At 68.4% G+C, this 14458-nt stretch carries 10 protein-coding genes and 3 pseudogenes; 6 read left to right on the top strand and 7 right to left on the bottom strand.

Going from position 1 to position 14458, the window contains the following annotated elements; translation table 11 throughout:
- Nucleotides 1–387: 387 nt before the first annotated feature.
- Both OG622_RS48980 and OG622_RS48985 read right to left on the bottom strand, forming a co-directional pair.
- Nucleotides 388–750 (bottom strand): hypothetical protein, encoded by a 363-nt coding sequence (locus OG622_RS48980; RefSeq protein WP_371583870.1) that lies wholly within the window; start codon nucleotides 748–750, stop codon nucleotides 388–390.
- Nucleotides 751–1358: 608 nt separating this feature from the next.
- Complete coding sequence (locus OG622_RS48985; RefSeq protein WP_371583871.1) at nucleotides 1359–2210, bottom strand: enoyl-CoA hydratase/isomerase family protein; 852 nt, start codon at nucleotides 2208–2210, stop codon at nucleotides 1359–1361.
- A gap of 430 nt (nucleotides 2211–2640) precedes the next feature.
- Between OG622_RS48985 and OG622_RS48990 the strand changes: the two genes are divergently transcribed.
- The 6 genes and pseudogenes from OG622_RS48990 to OG622_RS49015 form a co-directional block, all read left to right on the top strand.
- On the top strand, nucleotides 2641–5412 hold the full coding sequence (locus tag OG622_RS48990) for a helix-turn-helix transcriptional regulator (RefSeq protein ID WP_371583872.1): 2772 nt from the start codon (nucleotides 2641–2643) through the stop codon (nucleotides 5410–5412).
- Nucleotides 5413–5556: 144 nt separating this feature from the next.
- On the top strand, nucleotides 5557–6810 hold the full coding sequence (locus OG622_RS48995) for an IS256 family transposase (RefSeq protein ID WP_371583873.1): 1254 nt from the start codon (nucleotides 5557–5559) through the stop codon (nucleotides 6808–6810).
- Nucleotides 6807–7316: pseudogene (locus OG622_RS49000) on the top strand (GNAT family N-acetyltransferase); the annotation flags it as partial. The gene OG622_RS48995 and the pseudogene OG622_RS49000, both read left to right, overlap by 4 nt.
- Nucleotides 7317–7542: 226 nt before the next feature.
- Nucleotides 7543–8100, top strand: coding sequence for an ester cyclase (locus tag OG622_RS49005; protein ID WP_371583874.1), 558 nt, complete (start codon nucleotides 7543–7545; stop codon nucleotides 8098–8100).
- A 12-nt stretch (nucleotides 8101–8112) separates the two neighbouring features.
- Nucleotides 8113–8958: an MBL fold metallo-hydrolase gene (locus OG622_RS49010; protein ID WP_371583875.1), complete on the top strand. Its 846-nt coding sequence runs from the start codon at nucleotides 8113–8115 to the stop codon at nucleotides 8956–8958.
- Nucleotides 8959–9920: 962 nt separating this feature from the next.
- Nucleotides 9921–10277: pseudogene (locus OG622_RS49015) on the top strand (recombinase family protein); the annotation flags it as partial.
- On the opposite strand, the pseudogene OG622_RS49020 reads toward OG622_RS49015, so the two are convergent.
- From OG622_RS49020 to OG622_RS49040, 5 genes and pseudogenes are all read right to left on the bottom strand, one after another.
- A pseudogene (locus OG622_RS49020) lies at nucleotides 10260–10460 on the bottom strand (IS5/IS1182 family transposase); the annotation flags it as partial. The pseudogenes OG622_RS49015 and OG622_RS49020 overlap by 18 nt on opposite strands.
- 300 nt (nucleotides 10461–10760) lie before the next feature.
- The gene (locus OG622_RS49025) at nucleotides 10761–11861 is read right to left on the bottom strand and encodes a Gfo/Idh/MocA family protein (RefSeq protein ID WP_371583876.1); all 1101 of its coding nucleotides are present in this window, start codon (nucleotides 11859–11861) and stop codon (nucleotides 10761–10763) included.
- 76 nt (nucleotides 11862–11937) lie between these two features.
- Complete coding sequence (locus OG622_RS49030) at nucleotides 11938–12681, bottom strand: NADPH-dependent F420 reductase (RefSeq protein ID WP_371583877.1); 744 nt, start codon at nucleotides 12679–12681, stop codon at nucleotides 11938–11940.
- Nucleotides 12682–12887: 206 nt separating this feature from the next.
- Nucleotides 12888–13826 carry an NADPH-dependent F420 reductase gene (locus OG622_RS49035; protein WP_371583878.1) on the bottom strand — a complete coding sequence of 313 codons (939 nt, stop codon included), beginning with the start codon at nucleotides 13824–13826 and terminating at the stop codon, nucleotides 12888–12890.
- Nucleotides 13729–14322, bottom strand: a complete 594-nt coding sequence (locus OG622_RS49040; RefSeq protein ID WP_371583879.1) for a TetR/AcrR family transcriptional regulator — start codon at nucleotides 14320–14322, stop codon at nucleotides 13729–13731. Before OG622_RS49040 ends, OG622_RS49035 begins: the two co-directional genes overlap by 98 nt.
- Between the last annotated feature and the right edge of the window lie 136 nt (nucleotides 14323–14458).

The raw sequence follows: 14458 nt of genomic DNA on the forward strand, positions 1-14458 counted from the left end.
ATGATCGAGGTCATGGCGAAGACTGAGGCGCGGTTGGCTGCGCTCGCGGAGCTCCGAGAGGATCTCGACACCGGCGCGTGGGTGCCAGATGAGTACGAGCGCGTTATGGCCGTGGCGGTGCGGGCAGAGGGGCGGGGCAAGCGCGGATGCCGTCGGGGCCGGGCTGCGGGCGGCCGGCCCCGACGGGACGGACGGCTCGTGCTGGTCGCGGCCAGTGCGGGTACACGCTGGACGGCCTGAGCCTCACACGCCACCACCCGCCGCGAACGCGAGGTCACCACTGATACGAGCATCGGCCGGATCGCAGGCGACCTCATCATCTGGCTGGGCCGCCCGCGGCTTCCCCGGACAGTCAACTCGACAGACCAGCCCGTTCTAAAACACGGCCTAGTTCCCTGAGGTCTCGTCCAGAGAAAGCTCAAACGTGCTGCCATCGGGCGGGTTATTGAGAATCTGGAATATAACCTCTCTCCAGTCCGCGTACGGAGCAACGGAGAAGCTGACCTTAAACTTTTGGTCAACCGCCCACCACCAGTTGCTGGTGTGGCAGCGACCCTTCGCGATCGTGCCAGCCAGGGTGTACGTTACTTGATCGCCGTTCTGGTTCTTTCCGTTGATTGAGCACTGCATATCCCCGTTCGCGAAGTTGCAGATCCTGATCTTGACATTGCTGTTAGTCGCGGCCTGTGCGGTACTGGACATGGCCAGGCCGGTGATGCTGGCAGAAGCGAGAGCGACTGCCATTGTCATGTGTGACATCTTGGTCGTTTTATTGCGTGCCTCACTCTTGGATGATCCAGTGGGGGTGGGGGTGATGGCGCGAAATGGGCGGCCCATGGCGCTTTCTCGGACCTGAGCGGCCTATCCTGACGAAATGACTGGCGAGGGCGGCAGCCGTACAGGCGCCCGGCACCCCTCAGTGTGTTTCTCATGGGGATTGTCATTCTTTGATGGGGGTAGAGATCGGGAGCGCAGGCGGTCGACACCGATGGTCTGGACGTCGGCGGGGACGTGCACCTTCAGGTAGGGCTCGGCCGACGCCGCCACAACTGCCTTTGCGTGGCCGCAGCCATAACCATCAGGAGCGCGACATCCGGTGATCGCCATCGTCAAGTCGCCTTCGGTGAGGGGCGCGAGTGCACTGATTGCGCCCGACGTTACGGCTGAAGGGATGGAAGCGGATCCGTCACCGTATCTGTCACGGAGTTGCCTGCGATGTGCTGGCTTCGTGTCAGTGGCGGTCGTTCAGGAAGAACCATGTACCTGCTGGTGGTCGGCCTGTGGCTCTGGTTGGCCGCTGACACGAAAATCGAGGCGATGAACCGTCGATCAGGACGAGGTCACCACATCGACCCGGTCTACTCGCTGGGGAGCCCCCCGGCGGCGAGTGCTCGCGCGTACGCCTCACGATCCATCAGAGGGAGCTCGCCAGTGGCGTCCGTGGTGGCGATGTATGCAAGCATCCGCCGCTGAGCTTCCTTCGATTGATCTCTGACCAGGAACTCGCCATGCTCGAACTGCAAGCCGTCCTCGAGCGACAGGGTGCTGCCGAAGTTGATGGATCGCTTGATGGCTCCGAGGGACTTCTTCGAGCGCAGGCTCAGATACTCCGCGCGCTCGATCGACCGTGCGAGGACCTTCTCCTGTGGCACCACCTCGTCGACCACACCGAGCGAGAGAGCCTCCGCAGGCGTGAACGGCCTGCCCTCGAGAATGGAGAGCAACGCCTGCTGAGTACCGATCAGACGAGGCAGTCGCTGAGAGCCGCCGCCACCCGGTGTCAGTGCGAGCAGGACTTCTGTCAGGCCGATGACATGCTCCCCGTCCGCCATGATGCGCAGATCACAGGCAAGTGCCATTTCCGTGCCGACGGCAAGTGCCGAACCGTTGAGCGCCGCGACGAAGATGGTGCCGCTTGCCTGCATCTTCAGGAAGGTGGCATGGAAGCCGTCGAGCTGCAGAAGTGTCTTGAGCCGGGTCATCCCCGCGAGCGTTCTGACAACCGGCACTCGGTTGATGAGTCGCCCCGTGCGCGTTGCCAGCTGGGCCATGCGCGTGTTGATCGGCGGGAATCCAGTGCCACCTTTTTGTAGCCAGCGCACATCAGAATGACTCAAGAAGCGGTCAGGGTGCGTACCGGTGAAGACGACCGCGCGGATGTCCGGATCGCGGTCTGCACGATCGACCAACTCTTTCAGCTGCTTGGACATCTCGGTATCGAACAACGCATGCGGGCCTCCGTCGAGACGAGCGACAAGCACCCCTGCGTGGCCCTCGACGTCAATATGTCCTGCGGGCTGCGAGTTACTTCGCGACGTGTCCATGCGGTCCTCCGGTGAGTTGGCTGTGGTCGACGGTTTCCGGCGCTCGCGCGGGTCACGCTCCTCCTGAGACGGCGACGCAATCTGTGCGCAGGGGGCGTGCCGGCCCGGCGGTTCTGTCCTTGCTTCCAGTTTCGGTGATCGCGGTCGCCATGTCGTCTCCCGCGGTGCGCGCGCGAGTGCGCTGACCAGGCCCGACTCTACGGACAGCGAGCCGCAAGCGAATCGGTCATCGAATCGGTCATGGAACCGGCAAATCACGTGGAACGCGGGTGCTGGAGTGGCTCGGGGCGTCGTATCCCCTTAAGATTTCAAGGAAATGAACCTATACGGACGGCGCCAGGAGCAGGCGGCCCTTGACCGGATCCTTGACGGTGCCCGGCAGGGCGACGGGGCGACGCTGGTGTTGTGGGGTGACCCCGGCATCGGTAAGAGCGCCCTGCTGGAATACGTGGCCGAGACAGCCGCCGTGGACTTCACTGTCCTGCGGTGCGGGGGTACTCGTCTGGAGTCGGGGCTGGCGTTCGCCGCGCTGCACGAACTGCTGTGGCCGGTGGCGGAGCGGATCAGTGCGCTTCCGCAGCCGCAGGCCAAGGCCCTGAACGGGGCGCTCGGGATGAGCGACGACATGGCGGACCGGTTTCTGATCGGTGTGGCCGTACTGACGCTGGTCGGCGAGCTGGCCAGGGAACGGCCGGTGCTCATCGTCGCCGACGACGCCCAATGGCTCGACGAGCCCTCCGCACAGTGCCTGGCCTTCGTCGCGCGCCGCCTGCGCAACGAGCCGGTGGTCATGTTCCTCACCGGCCACGACGACCCCGTCGACGGGCCCTGGGAGAGCCTGGCGGCCCTGGAGGTGGGGGAGCTGGGCGACCAGGACGCCCGGCTCCTCGCCCGTGCGGTCGCCCCGCACGCGGACGAGGCGGTGATCCGCCGCACCATCCGCGCGGCAGCCGGAAATCCCCTCGCACTCCAGGAGCTGACCACGTCCGAGGCGGCCGGCGACATCTCGACGCACCCTCTCCCCGATGAGCGGATCGCCCTCGGGCCACGCCTGCGCCGTGCCTTCCGCGCCCGGATCGAGAGGCTGTCCGCGCCCGCCCGCACCGCGCTCCTCCTCGCCGCCGCCGACGACCGCAGCGATCGCACCACCATCGGCCAGGCCGGCCTTGCACTCGGCCTCGACGCAGCTGTATGGGACGAGGCGCTGCACTCGGGCCTGCTCACCACGGGCTCGCACGGGCGGATCCGCTTCCGCCACCCACTGATGGAGGCCGTGGTCTACGAGGAAGCACCGCCCGCGGACCGCCAGGCCGTGCATCATGCCCTCGCCACCGCACTGACCGGCGAGAACGCCGACGAACTGCGCCCCTGGCACCTCGCCGCAGCACTGGAAGCCGTGGGCCGCACCGACGAGGAAGTCGCCCGGCTGCTGGAGGAGTCGGCCCACCGCTCCTGGCAGCGCGGCGGCTGCGCCACCGCGGCCCGCGCCCTGCGCCGCGCGGCGAAACTGTCCCCCGCAAGGGACGACGCGGCCAGACGACTGGCTCACGGAGCGGGGGCGGCCTGGGAGGCCGGCCACGTCGACGCGGCGCGGGCCATGCTGGAGCAGGCCGAAAGACTCACCTCCCCATCCACCGTCGCCGACCTCAGCCAGGGACTGCGCGGACTGATCGAGTTCGCGCACGGCGACCTGGAAACCGCCTGCCGCCAGCTGACCCGCGACATGGAGCGAGTGGCCGATCCCGGACAGGCGTTCAAACTCGGCAGCATGGCCCTGCGGGCAGCCTGGGCAGCCAGCCACGGCACACTGCAACGCGAAGCGCTCCAACGACTCCAGCACCGACTCCCGCAAGGAGACTTCCCCAACGCCGACCTGCTGCCGCTGCTGCGCCAATGGTGGACCGAGGAACACGACGGCCACGCCGATGACCGCGACCAGGTGGTGACCTCTGTCGCGGACACCCTCACCCGGCTCAGCGGCAGTTCCTGGCTCCTGATGCCACCGGCACCGCTGGCACTGGCCTGGGGCATCGAATCCGCCCTGCAGGAGGCGCTCCGCCGCGAGAGCGACAGGCTGCGGCACACGGACCAGGTCACCGCCCTGACCCAGGCACTGGCCCAGACCGTCGCCCTCGACATCGTGCAAGGCTCCTGGACCTCGGCCACGGCGAACGCCCTTGAAGGGCTCCAGGTCGCCGAGGGCACCGGCGACGACCACTTGGCGGCGCAGTGCCGCGCCACTCTCGGATGGCTGGCAGCCGCGCGAGGCGATGAGCAGACCGTCGCTGACGTCGCCGCCCGGTTCACCGAGGTATGGGTGCCGCGTGGGGTGCGCATCTTCAGCGCCTGCGCGGAGTGGAACCTCGGCATGTCGGCGCTCTTCGCCGGCCGGGCCGAGGAAGCACTGGACCGCCTGGTCCGGCTGAGCGAGCACGGACACCACGCCGCACACCCCACCATCGCCGTGCTCGCCGCGCCGGACACCGCCGAGGCCGCCCTCCAGGCAGGACAGCGGGAGACGGCCGAGGAACAGGCACGGCTGCTGCGGCGGTTGGCCGAGCGGACCAACGCGGCGTGGGCGATCTCCGCGACCCACCTCGTCCACGCACTGCTCGCATCGGGCGCGGACACGGAGAAGCACTTCCGGCTTGCCCTGGAGGTCCCCAAAGCCGCGTCTCGGCCCTTCAACTACGCCCGCACCCGCCTGCTGTACGGCGAATGGCTACGACGGGCCCGCCGCCGTACCGACGCCCGGACACAACTGGCCGAAGCCGCGGACACCTTCCAGCGACTCGACGCGGCACCCCTGCTCGCCCGCACACGGGCCGAACAGGAGCTGACCGGGCAACAACCGCGCCGCGACTCCGCACCGGCCCGGGAAACCGCAGCCATCCTCACGGCCCAGGAGCTGAGAGTCGCACGGCTGGCCGCGCAAGGACTCACCAACCGGGAGATCGGGGCACAGCTGCTGATCAGTCCTCGTACGGTGGGTCATCACCTGGCCAACGTCTTCCCCAAACTCGGGATCGTCTCCCGCGCCGACCTCGCGCGCGTCGACTTCGAGGACGGACTGCATCTGATCGGCTGACCGGCGGCATCCCGGGGCTGGAGCAATGCTCAGTACCTGTGGATCGGCCTCGGGGAGGCGTGCGAAGGGCGTACCTTCCCGAGTGCTCGACTGAAGGTCACCGAGTAGACCGGCGTTCGCAGCGCCTGCCGGGAAGGTAAGCCCATGCTCACGGTAGTCACCGAGGACGGCTCGACGCGAGAGGGGTCCCTGATCGACGGGATCGTCCGGGAAGGGGCGAGGCGGATGCTGGCCGCCGCCCTGGAGGCCGAAGTTGATGCGTATATAGCTGAGTTGGCCCAAGAGAAAGACGAGCGTGGGCGGCGGCTCGTGGTCCGCAACGGTCATCACCAGTCGAGGAAGGTGGCCACCGCTGCCGGAACCATCGAGGTCAGGGCCCCGCGGGTCAACGACAAGCGCGTCGACGAGGAGACGGGCGAGCGTAAGCGGTTCTCCTCGGCGATCCTGCCGCCCTGGGCGAGGAAGTCCCCGAAGATCAGCGAGGTGCTGCCGCTGCTTTACCTGCACGGCCTGTCGTCGGGTGACTTCGTGCCCGCGCTGGAGCAGTTCCTCGGCTCCTCGGCCGGCCTCTCGCCCGCCACCGTCACGAGGCTGACCGCCCAGTGGCAGGCCGACCACCAGGCATTCGGCGAACGCGACTTGTCCGATTCGGACTACGTCTATGTCTGGGGCGACGGTATCCACCTGCGCATACGCCTGGCCGAGGCGAAGTCGTGCGTGCTGGTGCTGATGGGCGTGCGCGCCGATGGCACCAAGGAGCTGATCGCCATGTCCGACGGCTACCGCGAATCAGCGGACTCGTGGGCTGACCTGCTGCGGGACTGCCGGCGCCGGGGCATGCGGGCACCGGTCCTGGCGGTCGGTGACGGCGCCCTCGGCTTCTGGAAGGCCCTGGCCGAGGTGTTTCCCGAGTCTCGCCATCAGCGGTGCTGGGTTCACAAGATCGCCAATGTATTGAACGCGCTTCCGAAATCCGCCCAGCCTGGAGCGAAGAAGGCCCTGCAAGAGATCTATAACGCCGAGGACCGGGAGCATGCGCTGAAGGCCATCGAGATATTCGAGAAGACCTACGGGGCGAAGTTCCCCAAGGCCGTCAAGAAGATCACCGACGACGCCGACGAGCTGCTGGCGTTCTACGACTTCCCCGCCGAGCACTGGATTCATTTGCGCACCACGAACCCCATCGAGTCGACCTTCGCCACCGTCCGGCTGAGGACGAAGGTCACCCGGGGCGCCGGCAGCGCAGCCGCCGCGCTCGCCATGGTCTTCAAGCTCGTTGAGTCCGCCCAGCAGCGGTGGCGGGCCGTGAATGCGCCCCACCTCGTCGCCCTGGTCCGCGCCGGAGCCTGCTTCGAACGCGGGCAACTCGTCGAACGCCCCGAGGCGGTTGCGGCGTGAGCACCATCGCGACCCAGACCATCAGCACCGGGCGACTGGACCTGTTGCCGCTTCACGTCGAGCACGCCGAGGAGATGGCCGCGGTGCTGTCCGATCCGGCTCTATACGCCTTCATCGGCGGCACCCCGGACACCCCGCAAGCTCTGCGCTCGCGCTACCAGCGCATGACCGCAGGCTCTCCCGACCCGGCCGTCTCCTGGCTGAACTGGGTGATCCGGCTCCGTGATGAGGCATGCCTGACGGGCACGGTCCAGGCGACGATCAGTTCCTCCGGCCACGGCCCCCTCGCCGAGATCGCCTGGGTGATGGGAACTCCGTGGCAAGGCAGAGGCATCGCCACCGAAGCCGCCCGTGGACTCGTCGACTGGCTCAGCCAGCAGCCGGTGCAGACCGTCATCGCTCACATCCACCCCGAACATCAGGCATCCGCCGCCGTCGCCACCGCCGCCGAGTGCCTGACCCCCGAGCACTCCCGGATGCCGGGCATCGCCCGCTGGGCCCGCACCTGGCAGCAGGAGATCGTGCTCAACGCCAACACCATCGAGACCACCGCCGACCAGTACAACTCCCTGGTCATCGAGAAGACCCTGGTCGACCGCTCCCAGAACGACCCCCGGTTCCTGCAGTTCTTCCCCTCCAGCGAACTGACCCCCTCCTGGGTCAGCCCCGGCACCACGCCGACCTTCACCCACAAGGCCATTCACCACACGGCCTGACCGACAAGGAAGCCTCATGCTCACTGACGAGATCCGCAAGGCCCGCCACAAGCTCGTCCTCGACCACTTCCATGACGAGGTCCGCCAGGACTGGGACGACGTCCTGTCGACGTTCCCGCACCCGCACTACGAGATGATCCCGACCATGCAGGTCCACGACAGCGACACGGCCGTGCGCGGCTACTACCACGACAGCCGGGTCGCCTTTCCCGACCAGGACCACGAGATCATCGCCTTCCGCCACAGCGACGACGCTGTGATCGCCGAGTTCTGGCTGCTGGGCACCCACTGCGGCCCACTCGGCGCCATACCGCCCACCGGCAGCCGCTTCCGGGTGCGCATGACCGCGTACTTCCTCTTCGACACCGACGAGAACGGCGACGAGAACCTGGTCTGCGAGCGCATCTACTTCGACAGCTTGACCCTGCTCAAGCAACTCATCGGCGGCCTGAACATGAGGAACCCCAAGAACTGGCTCCTGGCAGCACGGTGCCTCAAGGGCCTCCTCGCCATGTCAGGCGACAAGCCCCACCCCAAGCTCGTCAACACCACACCTCCTGCCTTCGCCACCTGACAGCGTCGAGCAATGAGCGTCCAGCAACGAGCGTCGAACAACGGGGGCCGCGACCCGCCACACCAAGGACCCGCCCATGAAGATCCACCACCTCAACTGCGGCACGATGCTCCTGCCGACCGCACACCTGGTCTGCCACGTCCTCCTCATCGAGACGGCGGGCTGGTCCTCGTCGACTCCGGCTTCGGCCTGGACGACATCGCGGATCCCAAGCGGCGAGTCGGGCCGCCGCGCCGGCTCATAAGACCCGTCTTCAAGGCCGAGGAAACCGCCGCTCACCAGCTCGAACGGCTCGGCTTCAGCCGGGACGACGTCCGCCACCTCGTCCTCACGCACTTCGACGCGGACCACATCGGAGGTCTCTCCGACTTTCCCCGGGCCCAGGTCCACCTCACCGCAGCCGAGGCACTCGGGTCCATGATCTCGCCGTCCCGACGGGAGGAGATCCGCTACCAGTCCGCCCAATGGGCCCACGGCCCGAAGATCGTCGAACATAGCCCCGACGGGGAGAAGTGGCGAGGCTTCGCCGCCGCCAAGGAACTCGATGCCATCGCCCCCGGAATCGTCCTCATCTCGCTCCCCGGCCACACCCGCGGACACGCGTGTGTCGCAGTCGACACCGGCATCCGCTGGCTGTTGCACGCCGGCGACGCCTTCTACCACCACGGCACGATCGACGGCCGTACGCCCGTCCCCGCCGCCCTGCGTGCCATGGAAGCCCTCGTCGCCTGGGACCTGAAAAGGGTCCGGGACAACCACGCCCGCCTCGCCGAGCTGTATCGCCACGCGGATCCCGACCTGGTGATCTTCTCCGCCCACGATCCGACCCTCTTCGAGAAGGTTCGTGGCGAGGCGTAACGGCCTCCTCCGCAGCGCGGCAGGCCGGTTCGAGCCGAGAGGGCGCATGCGCGCAGCGGAACCTCCGAAGCGTCGCCGGAGAGGTCCAGCCGCCACGCCTCCATCCTGACCTGACGGGCGGTCCCACCCCACATTTCGGTCCAGCCACACGCCCACGCCGACCCCGTGCCGGCTCAAGACGTCGGTCGTAGCCCTCTGAAGTGCTGCCAGGTCCCGGCCCCGCGATCGACCGACCTGGTGCCCCGATGATCGTCTCAGGGCCAGATCCAGAGCGACTTAGGTCATACGTCCGTCCAGGCTCTCGCTTGGGAAAACGTCCGCGAAATCGAGCTATGTAGCCAGGACACTCCCGCCTGGCTGCGTCGGCCGTGATCACGGCGGTGGTCAGTGCGGTGACGTCGTTGGCGGAGAACGCGGCCACGGTCAGGACCGGTGGCGCTGTTCCACGAGGTCAAGTCTTCGTCGACGGCCGAGGACCCACCACCGCCGGCGGCCCCGGAGATGCCGCGGTGGGTAGTCAACCGTGCACAGGTCCGGCAGGTGGCGGCTGAGCTGGGCCGCCGACGGCGGTTGCGGTCGGTGGGGATCACCGCTGTGGCCGGACTGCACGGTGCGGGGGGCTTCGGGAAGACCACGCTCGTGGAGATGGTCTGGGCCGAAGAGGGGCCCCGGCCGTGTGACGGCCGGGGTCTCTCTGCCTCGTGCAGGTGTCGGCTCAGCCGCAGCAGTCGCAGCCGGGGCGGCGGCCGCAGGCGTCTGTCTCCCCGCTGGCGGCCGGAACCCCCACGGTGGGTCGGTCTCCGGACCCGGTCAGGAGTTCCGGTTCCACATCTTCTTCCGCGATGCTCTCCGCTCAGGTCCAGGCGTCGACCGAGAAGCTGCCGCCCGCGGGGCCCCGGACAACCGTGGCGGTCAGTTCCCTCACGCGGTCGGCAGGTATCGGAACGCCGGGGGCCTGGAAGATCCATTCCATCGACAATCGGGTGTCGACCGACCAGCAGTCGACCGACCGCCAGAACCTCGCCCTGGACGGGGCCGGGATCGAAGACCCGGTCGCCTTCGAGGAAGCCGCGGGCACCTCCAGCCGTCTCCACCCCCTCCAGCGTCCGAAGTTCGCCGAGCTGCTCGTGTACGCGCGGCCGAGCGACACCGTCCACATCTCCGAGATGTTCCGCCTGGTGCGCGGCACCGGGCACATCCTCGACGTGCTCGACGTCCTCCACCGCGACCGCCTCGCGTTGCGCATCCACGACGGCGCGTTCTCCGCGATGGACCTCACCGCCCGCCACCCGCGCACCGGCGAACTGCTTGAGCCGGTTGATGCCGCACTCGACCGCGTGCCGGGCCTTGTAGTCCTCGCGGTCGAAAGCGGGCGGGCGCCCGCCGTTGCTGCCGCGGCGTCTGCGATGGCCCGCCTGATCGGCCGGTTCCGGGATGGTGGCCCGGAACGCGCGTCGGCGTAAGTAGGCGCGGTTGGGGCGCGATGAGTACGCCTTGTCGCCTTCACCGACGACGACCACCTCGAACGCACCCTCCGCCGGGGCCTGCGCCACATCCAGCACCGCCCCGACCTCATCGACGGCTGCCTCAGCGGCACCAGACTCACCCTCACCCGCCATCCGACAACAAACCGAAGAGATCAGTGACAGGCTTCCATCCTGTGCATACGGCTTCGAAGGCCCTGGCTCCTGAGCGTTCCAGGAGCTCAGGACTCCGTGGCGCTTGCCCGCACATAGTCCGCGCCGGGAACGGCGCTGTCGCGAGTGCCCGCCGCGTGGCGATGCCCCTTCCGAGGACTCCAGTCAGGCGTGCTCCGCCGTGCGCTCGATCCGGTCGAGGAGTTGGTGGTGTCGGGCTGCGTGGGCGAAGTCGGGCACCTCGGAGCCGCCCTTCGTCAGGTCGCGCTGGATCTGGGCGTAGGCGGCGCCGACGTTGTATGCGGGGGTGCCGCGCAGCCCTTGGAGCGCGGGGTCGAAGTACTGCTCGGGTACGGTGAGGCGGCTGAGCTCGGCGTCGGATCCGTGCGCCCCGGCGATGCTGAACTCGCCCACCTGGAGGTGTCCGGTGTCGCCGGTGATGACCAGGTCCCCGTCCGTTCCGTTGATCTCCCAGTGGAAGTTGGTGCCCCGGGACTGGCCGCCCCGGTAGTGCACGGAGGCCACCGCGCCGGAGGAGAGCACGCCGCCGAACACCACCTGGTCGGCGACGTTCGGCCGGAAGACCCGGCTGGTCTGCGGGTCCCTGACTTCTCGGTGGCGGGTGGCGGTGACGGTGGTGACCTTCCCGACATCGCCGAGCACCATGGTCAGTGCGTCCAGGGTGTGCCCGAACGGGATGGTCAGCATGGTGGCGCCGTTGGCGCGGTCCAGTAGGTAGGCACCGTCCTCGGAGAAGACCGCTCCCCAACTCCCGCCGGACGCGACCAGGCTGGTCGAGAGCACCTCGCCGACATATCCGTCGGCGACCAGGTCACGCAGATAGCGCACAACGGGGGCGGACCGTGCCTGCAGCCCGGTGAAGGTGCGCAGTTTGCGTTCGGCAGCGGCGTTCGCCAGTTCCTCGGCCTCCGCGCCACCGTTGCCCAGTGGCCACTCGGAGAGCACCATCTTCCCTGCGGCCAGGGCGGATTGGATGATCTCCCGATGGTCCGGCACCTTCACGGTGACCACCACCAGGTCGACCCCGTCGGCCGCCGCCAGCTCTCCGGCCGTCCCGAAAAACTGCGCGACTCCGTACTTCTCCGAAGCCTGCCGCGCGGACTCGGCGCTGCTCGCCGAAAGTGCGCGCAGTTCGAAGCCGTCCAGCTGTTGCAGCGCGGGAAGGTGGGTCTGAGAAGCCCAGCCGCGCCTGGCGGAAAGACCGACGATGCCCACGCCAATGGGCGTCTGGTGGGGGGATGACATGGTGAGACTCCTACACAGAGCGATAAGCTGTTCGACTTCGACAATGACGGGTCACCGCGTCGGCCCCCGTCTCTCCTCACATGGAAATTGCGCGGTTCAGGCGGAGAAGGTATTCCGCGTCCGGTTGCACGCCGGCCGCGAAGCGTTCCTGGAGTACAGCGAGCCCGAGGTCGCGCCGCTTGGGTGATCGCGCCGCGTCGGCCGTCGCCAGTGCGTCCGGCAGCTCCTGACGGGTGAGATCAGTGCAGTAGGCGGGTGTGCCGGGCTGCTGCCGCCACGATTGTGCGAGCGGCCCCGCGTCAAAGGCGTCGAACCCGGTGTCCTCGACGAGTGCCATGGCCAGGTCACGCTCTCGCGGACTGTCGGCCGCGACGGGCAGCGCGATGCGGTCCGCGCTTCCCGCCGGCTTGTTCCTGTGCGCGAACGACTCGGCTCCGATCGAGTTCCACGCCTTGACGATGGGCCGGCCCAGCTGCTTGGCAGCCCACACGCTCTCGGCCTGCCCGGCCTCGATCGCCGCGATCCCGCTGTCCCGGTGCGGGTAGTAGTTCGACGTGTCGATGACAACCGTGTCAGCCGGCACCTTGGCGATCAGCGGTGCGACCTGCGGAATGCGGGCGAAGGGAATGGAGAGGATCACGGCGTCGACGTCCCCTACGGCTTCCGCCGCCGTCACCGCGCGTCCGCCCGAGGCCAGCACGTCCGCCTCGATCGTCTCCGGGCCGCGCGAATTGGCCGCCTTCACCTCGTGCCCGGCCGCGCTCAACCGCCTCGTCAACGTCTTGCCGATGTTCCCGGTGCCGAGAATGCCGATCTTCATGGTGAAACTCCTTGTCCGAAACGGAACCCCGGTTTCGGTGACCAGGGTTCTTGGGGCTGCGGGCCGGCCGCGGACGCGGTGGTGCGGGTGAGTAATGGCGGCCTTGCCGAAGTGAACGCCGTTCTTCGTGTTCGTCGTGTGTGTTCGCGGCGTGCCGACGCTGCCGCTCTCGTGCCGTTGCGTGCACGAGAGCCGCGTCGGGTGACTCAGCGGTGGGCGGCGCGGTTCATCTCGACGACGTCGTCGACGGTGGGATCGGCACCGAGAGCGGCGAAGCGCTCCGGCAGGCTGTCGCGGATGGCCGCGTCCTTGGCGCGGTCGGCCGCGGCCAGGGCCGCCGGCAGCTCGTCGAGGGTCAGCTCGGTGCAGTAGGCGGGGCTGTTCGGCTGCTGGCGCCAGGAGTCGGCCAGCGTGCCGGCGTCGTAGGGGTCGAAGCCGGTGTCGTCCACCAGGCTCATGGCCACCTTCCGCGCCTCCTCGGAGTCGCCGGCGACGGGGATGGCGAGGCGGCCGGGCGTGCCGGCCGGAACCCCCTTGGTCCGCTGGGTTTCGGCCAGCGCGGCGTTCCACGCCTTGACCACGGGGCGGCCGAGCAGCTCGGCGGTGTACACGCTCTCCACCTGGCCGTTGTCCACCGCCTCGATCGGCTCGCTGAGCATGCCGGGGTAGTAGTTCGAGGTGTCGATGACCACCGTCTCGGCGGGCACCGACGCGAACAGGTCCGCCAGCTGGCCCGCCACCCCGAACGGGATCGACAGGACGATGACGTCCCGGCCCTGAACGGCGTCGGCGAGCTCCACCGCGCGGGCCCCGGACTCCAGCACCTCCGCCCGCACGGCCTCGGGGCCGCGGGCGTCGGCCACCTGGACGTCGTGACCGGCCGCGCTGAGCTTGACAGCGAGGTTCCCGCCGATGGCACCGGCGCCAATGACAGTAATTTTCATGATTTGTTCCCTTGAGAGGTTGCGGTGCCCCTGAGGGCAGCGCGATGTGACGGCGGTGTGGTGGTGCCGCCTGGCGTTGCGGAGGGCGGGGCAGGGGTGCGGTTTACGCCTGGGTGTCCTGTTGGCGGTAGCCGCTCGCGATGAGCGTGCGGAGCCGGTCGAGCGACTCCTCCTCGGTACCGGTGCCCTTGATCCAGGCAACGGAACAGGCCGCGAGGAACAGGTCGTGCCCCCGCACCGAGGCGCGCACGCGCCCTGCGAGCTGCGCGGCTCGCACGTACTGGTCGGTGGCGGTGATGAGGATGTGGCAGGGGATCGTGAGCGGGTTGTCCGGATCCTGTGCCCGGGCCGCGGCCATGAGCGGGTCCGGCAGCCCGCTGAAGGCGCTGAAGTACTCCTCCATCGCCCGCAGCCACTGCTCCAGCGCCTCGGCCGGGTCGCCGAGCTGCTCGATGTCGGCCTGGCGGGCCACCAGTTCTTCGGAGCGGGTCTGCAGCACGGCTGCCAGCAGTGCCTCCCGGGTGGGGAAGTGCCGGTACAGGGTGCCGGGCCCGACGCCCGCCTCCTTGGCCACCGCCTCAAGTGAGGTGCCGACCCCGTGCTGCAGGAAGTGGCGCTGCGCGGTCTCCAGGAGGGCCGCGCGGTTGCGCTGAACGTCCGCGCGGGGCTTGCGTCCCCGCTGCTCACCGGCGCTCATGCGCCCTCCTGCCTGCCGTGATCCTGCGGCCCGCATCAAAACGGATGCCGCCTCCGTACGTATTCGAGAGTAAAGCGGAGGCGGCATCCGGTCAAATGGGCGGCCCGACCACGGAGCTACAGGGCGAGAGCCGTGC

It is taken from the genome of Streptomyces sp. NBC_01314, from assembly GCF_041435215.1.
Lineage (GTDB): Bacteria > Actinomycetota > Actinomycetes > Streptomycetales > Streptomycetaceae > Streptomyces.

Excerpts from the sequence above, each read along its gene's own strand:
- OG622_RS49040 (WP_371583879.1), bottom strand. The coding sequence starts at position 14,322 with ATGAGCGCCGGTGAGCAGCGGGGACGCAAGCCCCGCGCGGACGTTCAG.
- OG622_RS49010 (WP_371583875.1), top strand. The coding sequence starts at position 8,113 with ATGAGCGTCCAGCAACGAGCGTCGAACAACGGGGGCCGCGACCCGCCA.
- OG622_RS48985 (WP_371583871.1), bottom strand. The coding sequence starts at position 2,210 with ATGTCCAAGCAGCTGAAAGAGTTGGTCGATCGTGCAGACCGCGATCCG.
- OG622_RS49025 (WP_371583876.1), bottom strand. The coding sequence starts at position 11,861 with ATGTCATCCCCCCACCAGACGCCCATTGGCGTGGGCATCGTCGGTCTT.
- OG622_RS49005 (WP_371583874.1), top strand. The coding sequence starts at position 7,543 with ATGCTCACTGACGAGATCCGCAAGGCCCGCCACAAGCTCGTCCTCGAC.
- OG622_RS48980 (WP_371583870.1), bottom strand. The coding sequence starts at position 750 with ATGACAATGGCAGTCGCTCTCGCTTCTGCCAGCATCACCGGCCTGGCC.
- OG622_RS49030 (WP_371583877.1), bottom strand. The coding sequence starts at position 12,681 with ATGAAGATCGGCATTCTCGGCACCGGGAACATCGGCAAGACGTTGACG.
- OG622_RS48990 (WP_371583872.1), top strand. The coding sequence starts at position 2,641 with ATGAACCTATACGGACGGCGCCAGGAGCAGGCGGCCCTTGACCGGATC.
- OG622_RS48995 (WP_371583873.1), top strand. The coding sequence starts at position 5,557 with ATGCTCACGGTAGTCACCGAGGACGGCTCGACGCGAGAGGGGTCCCTG.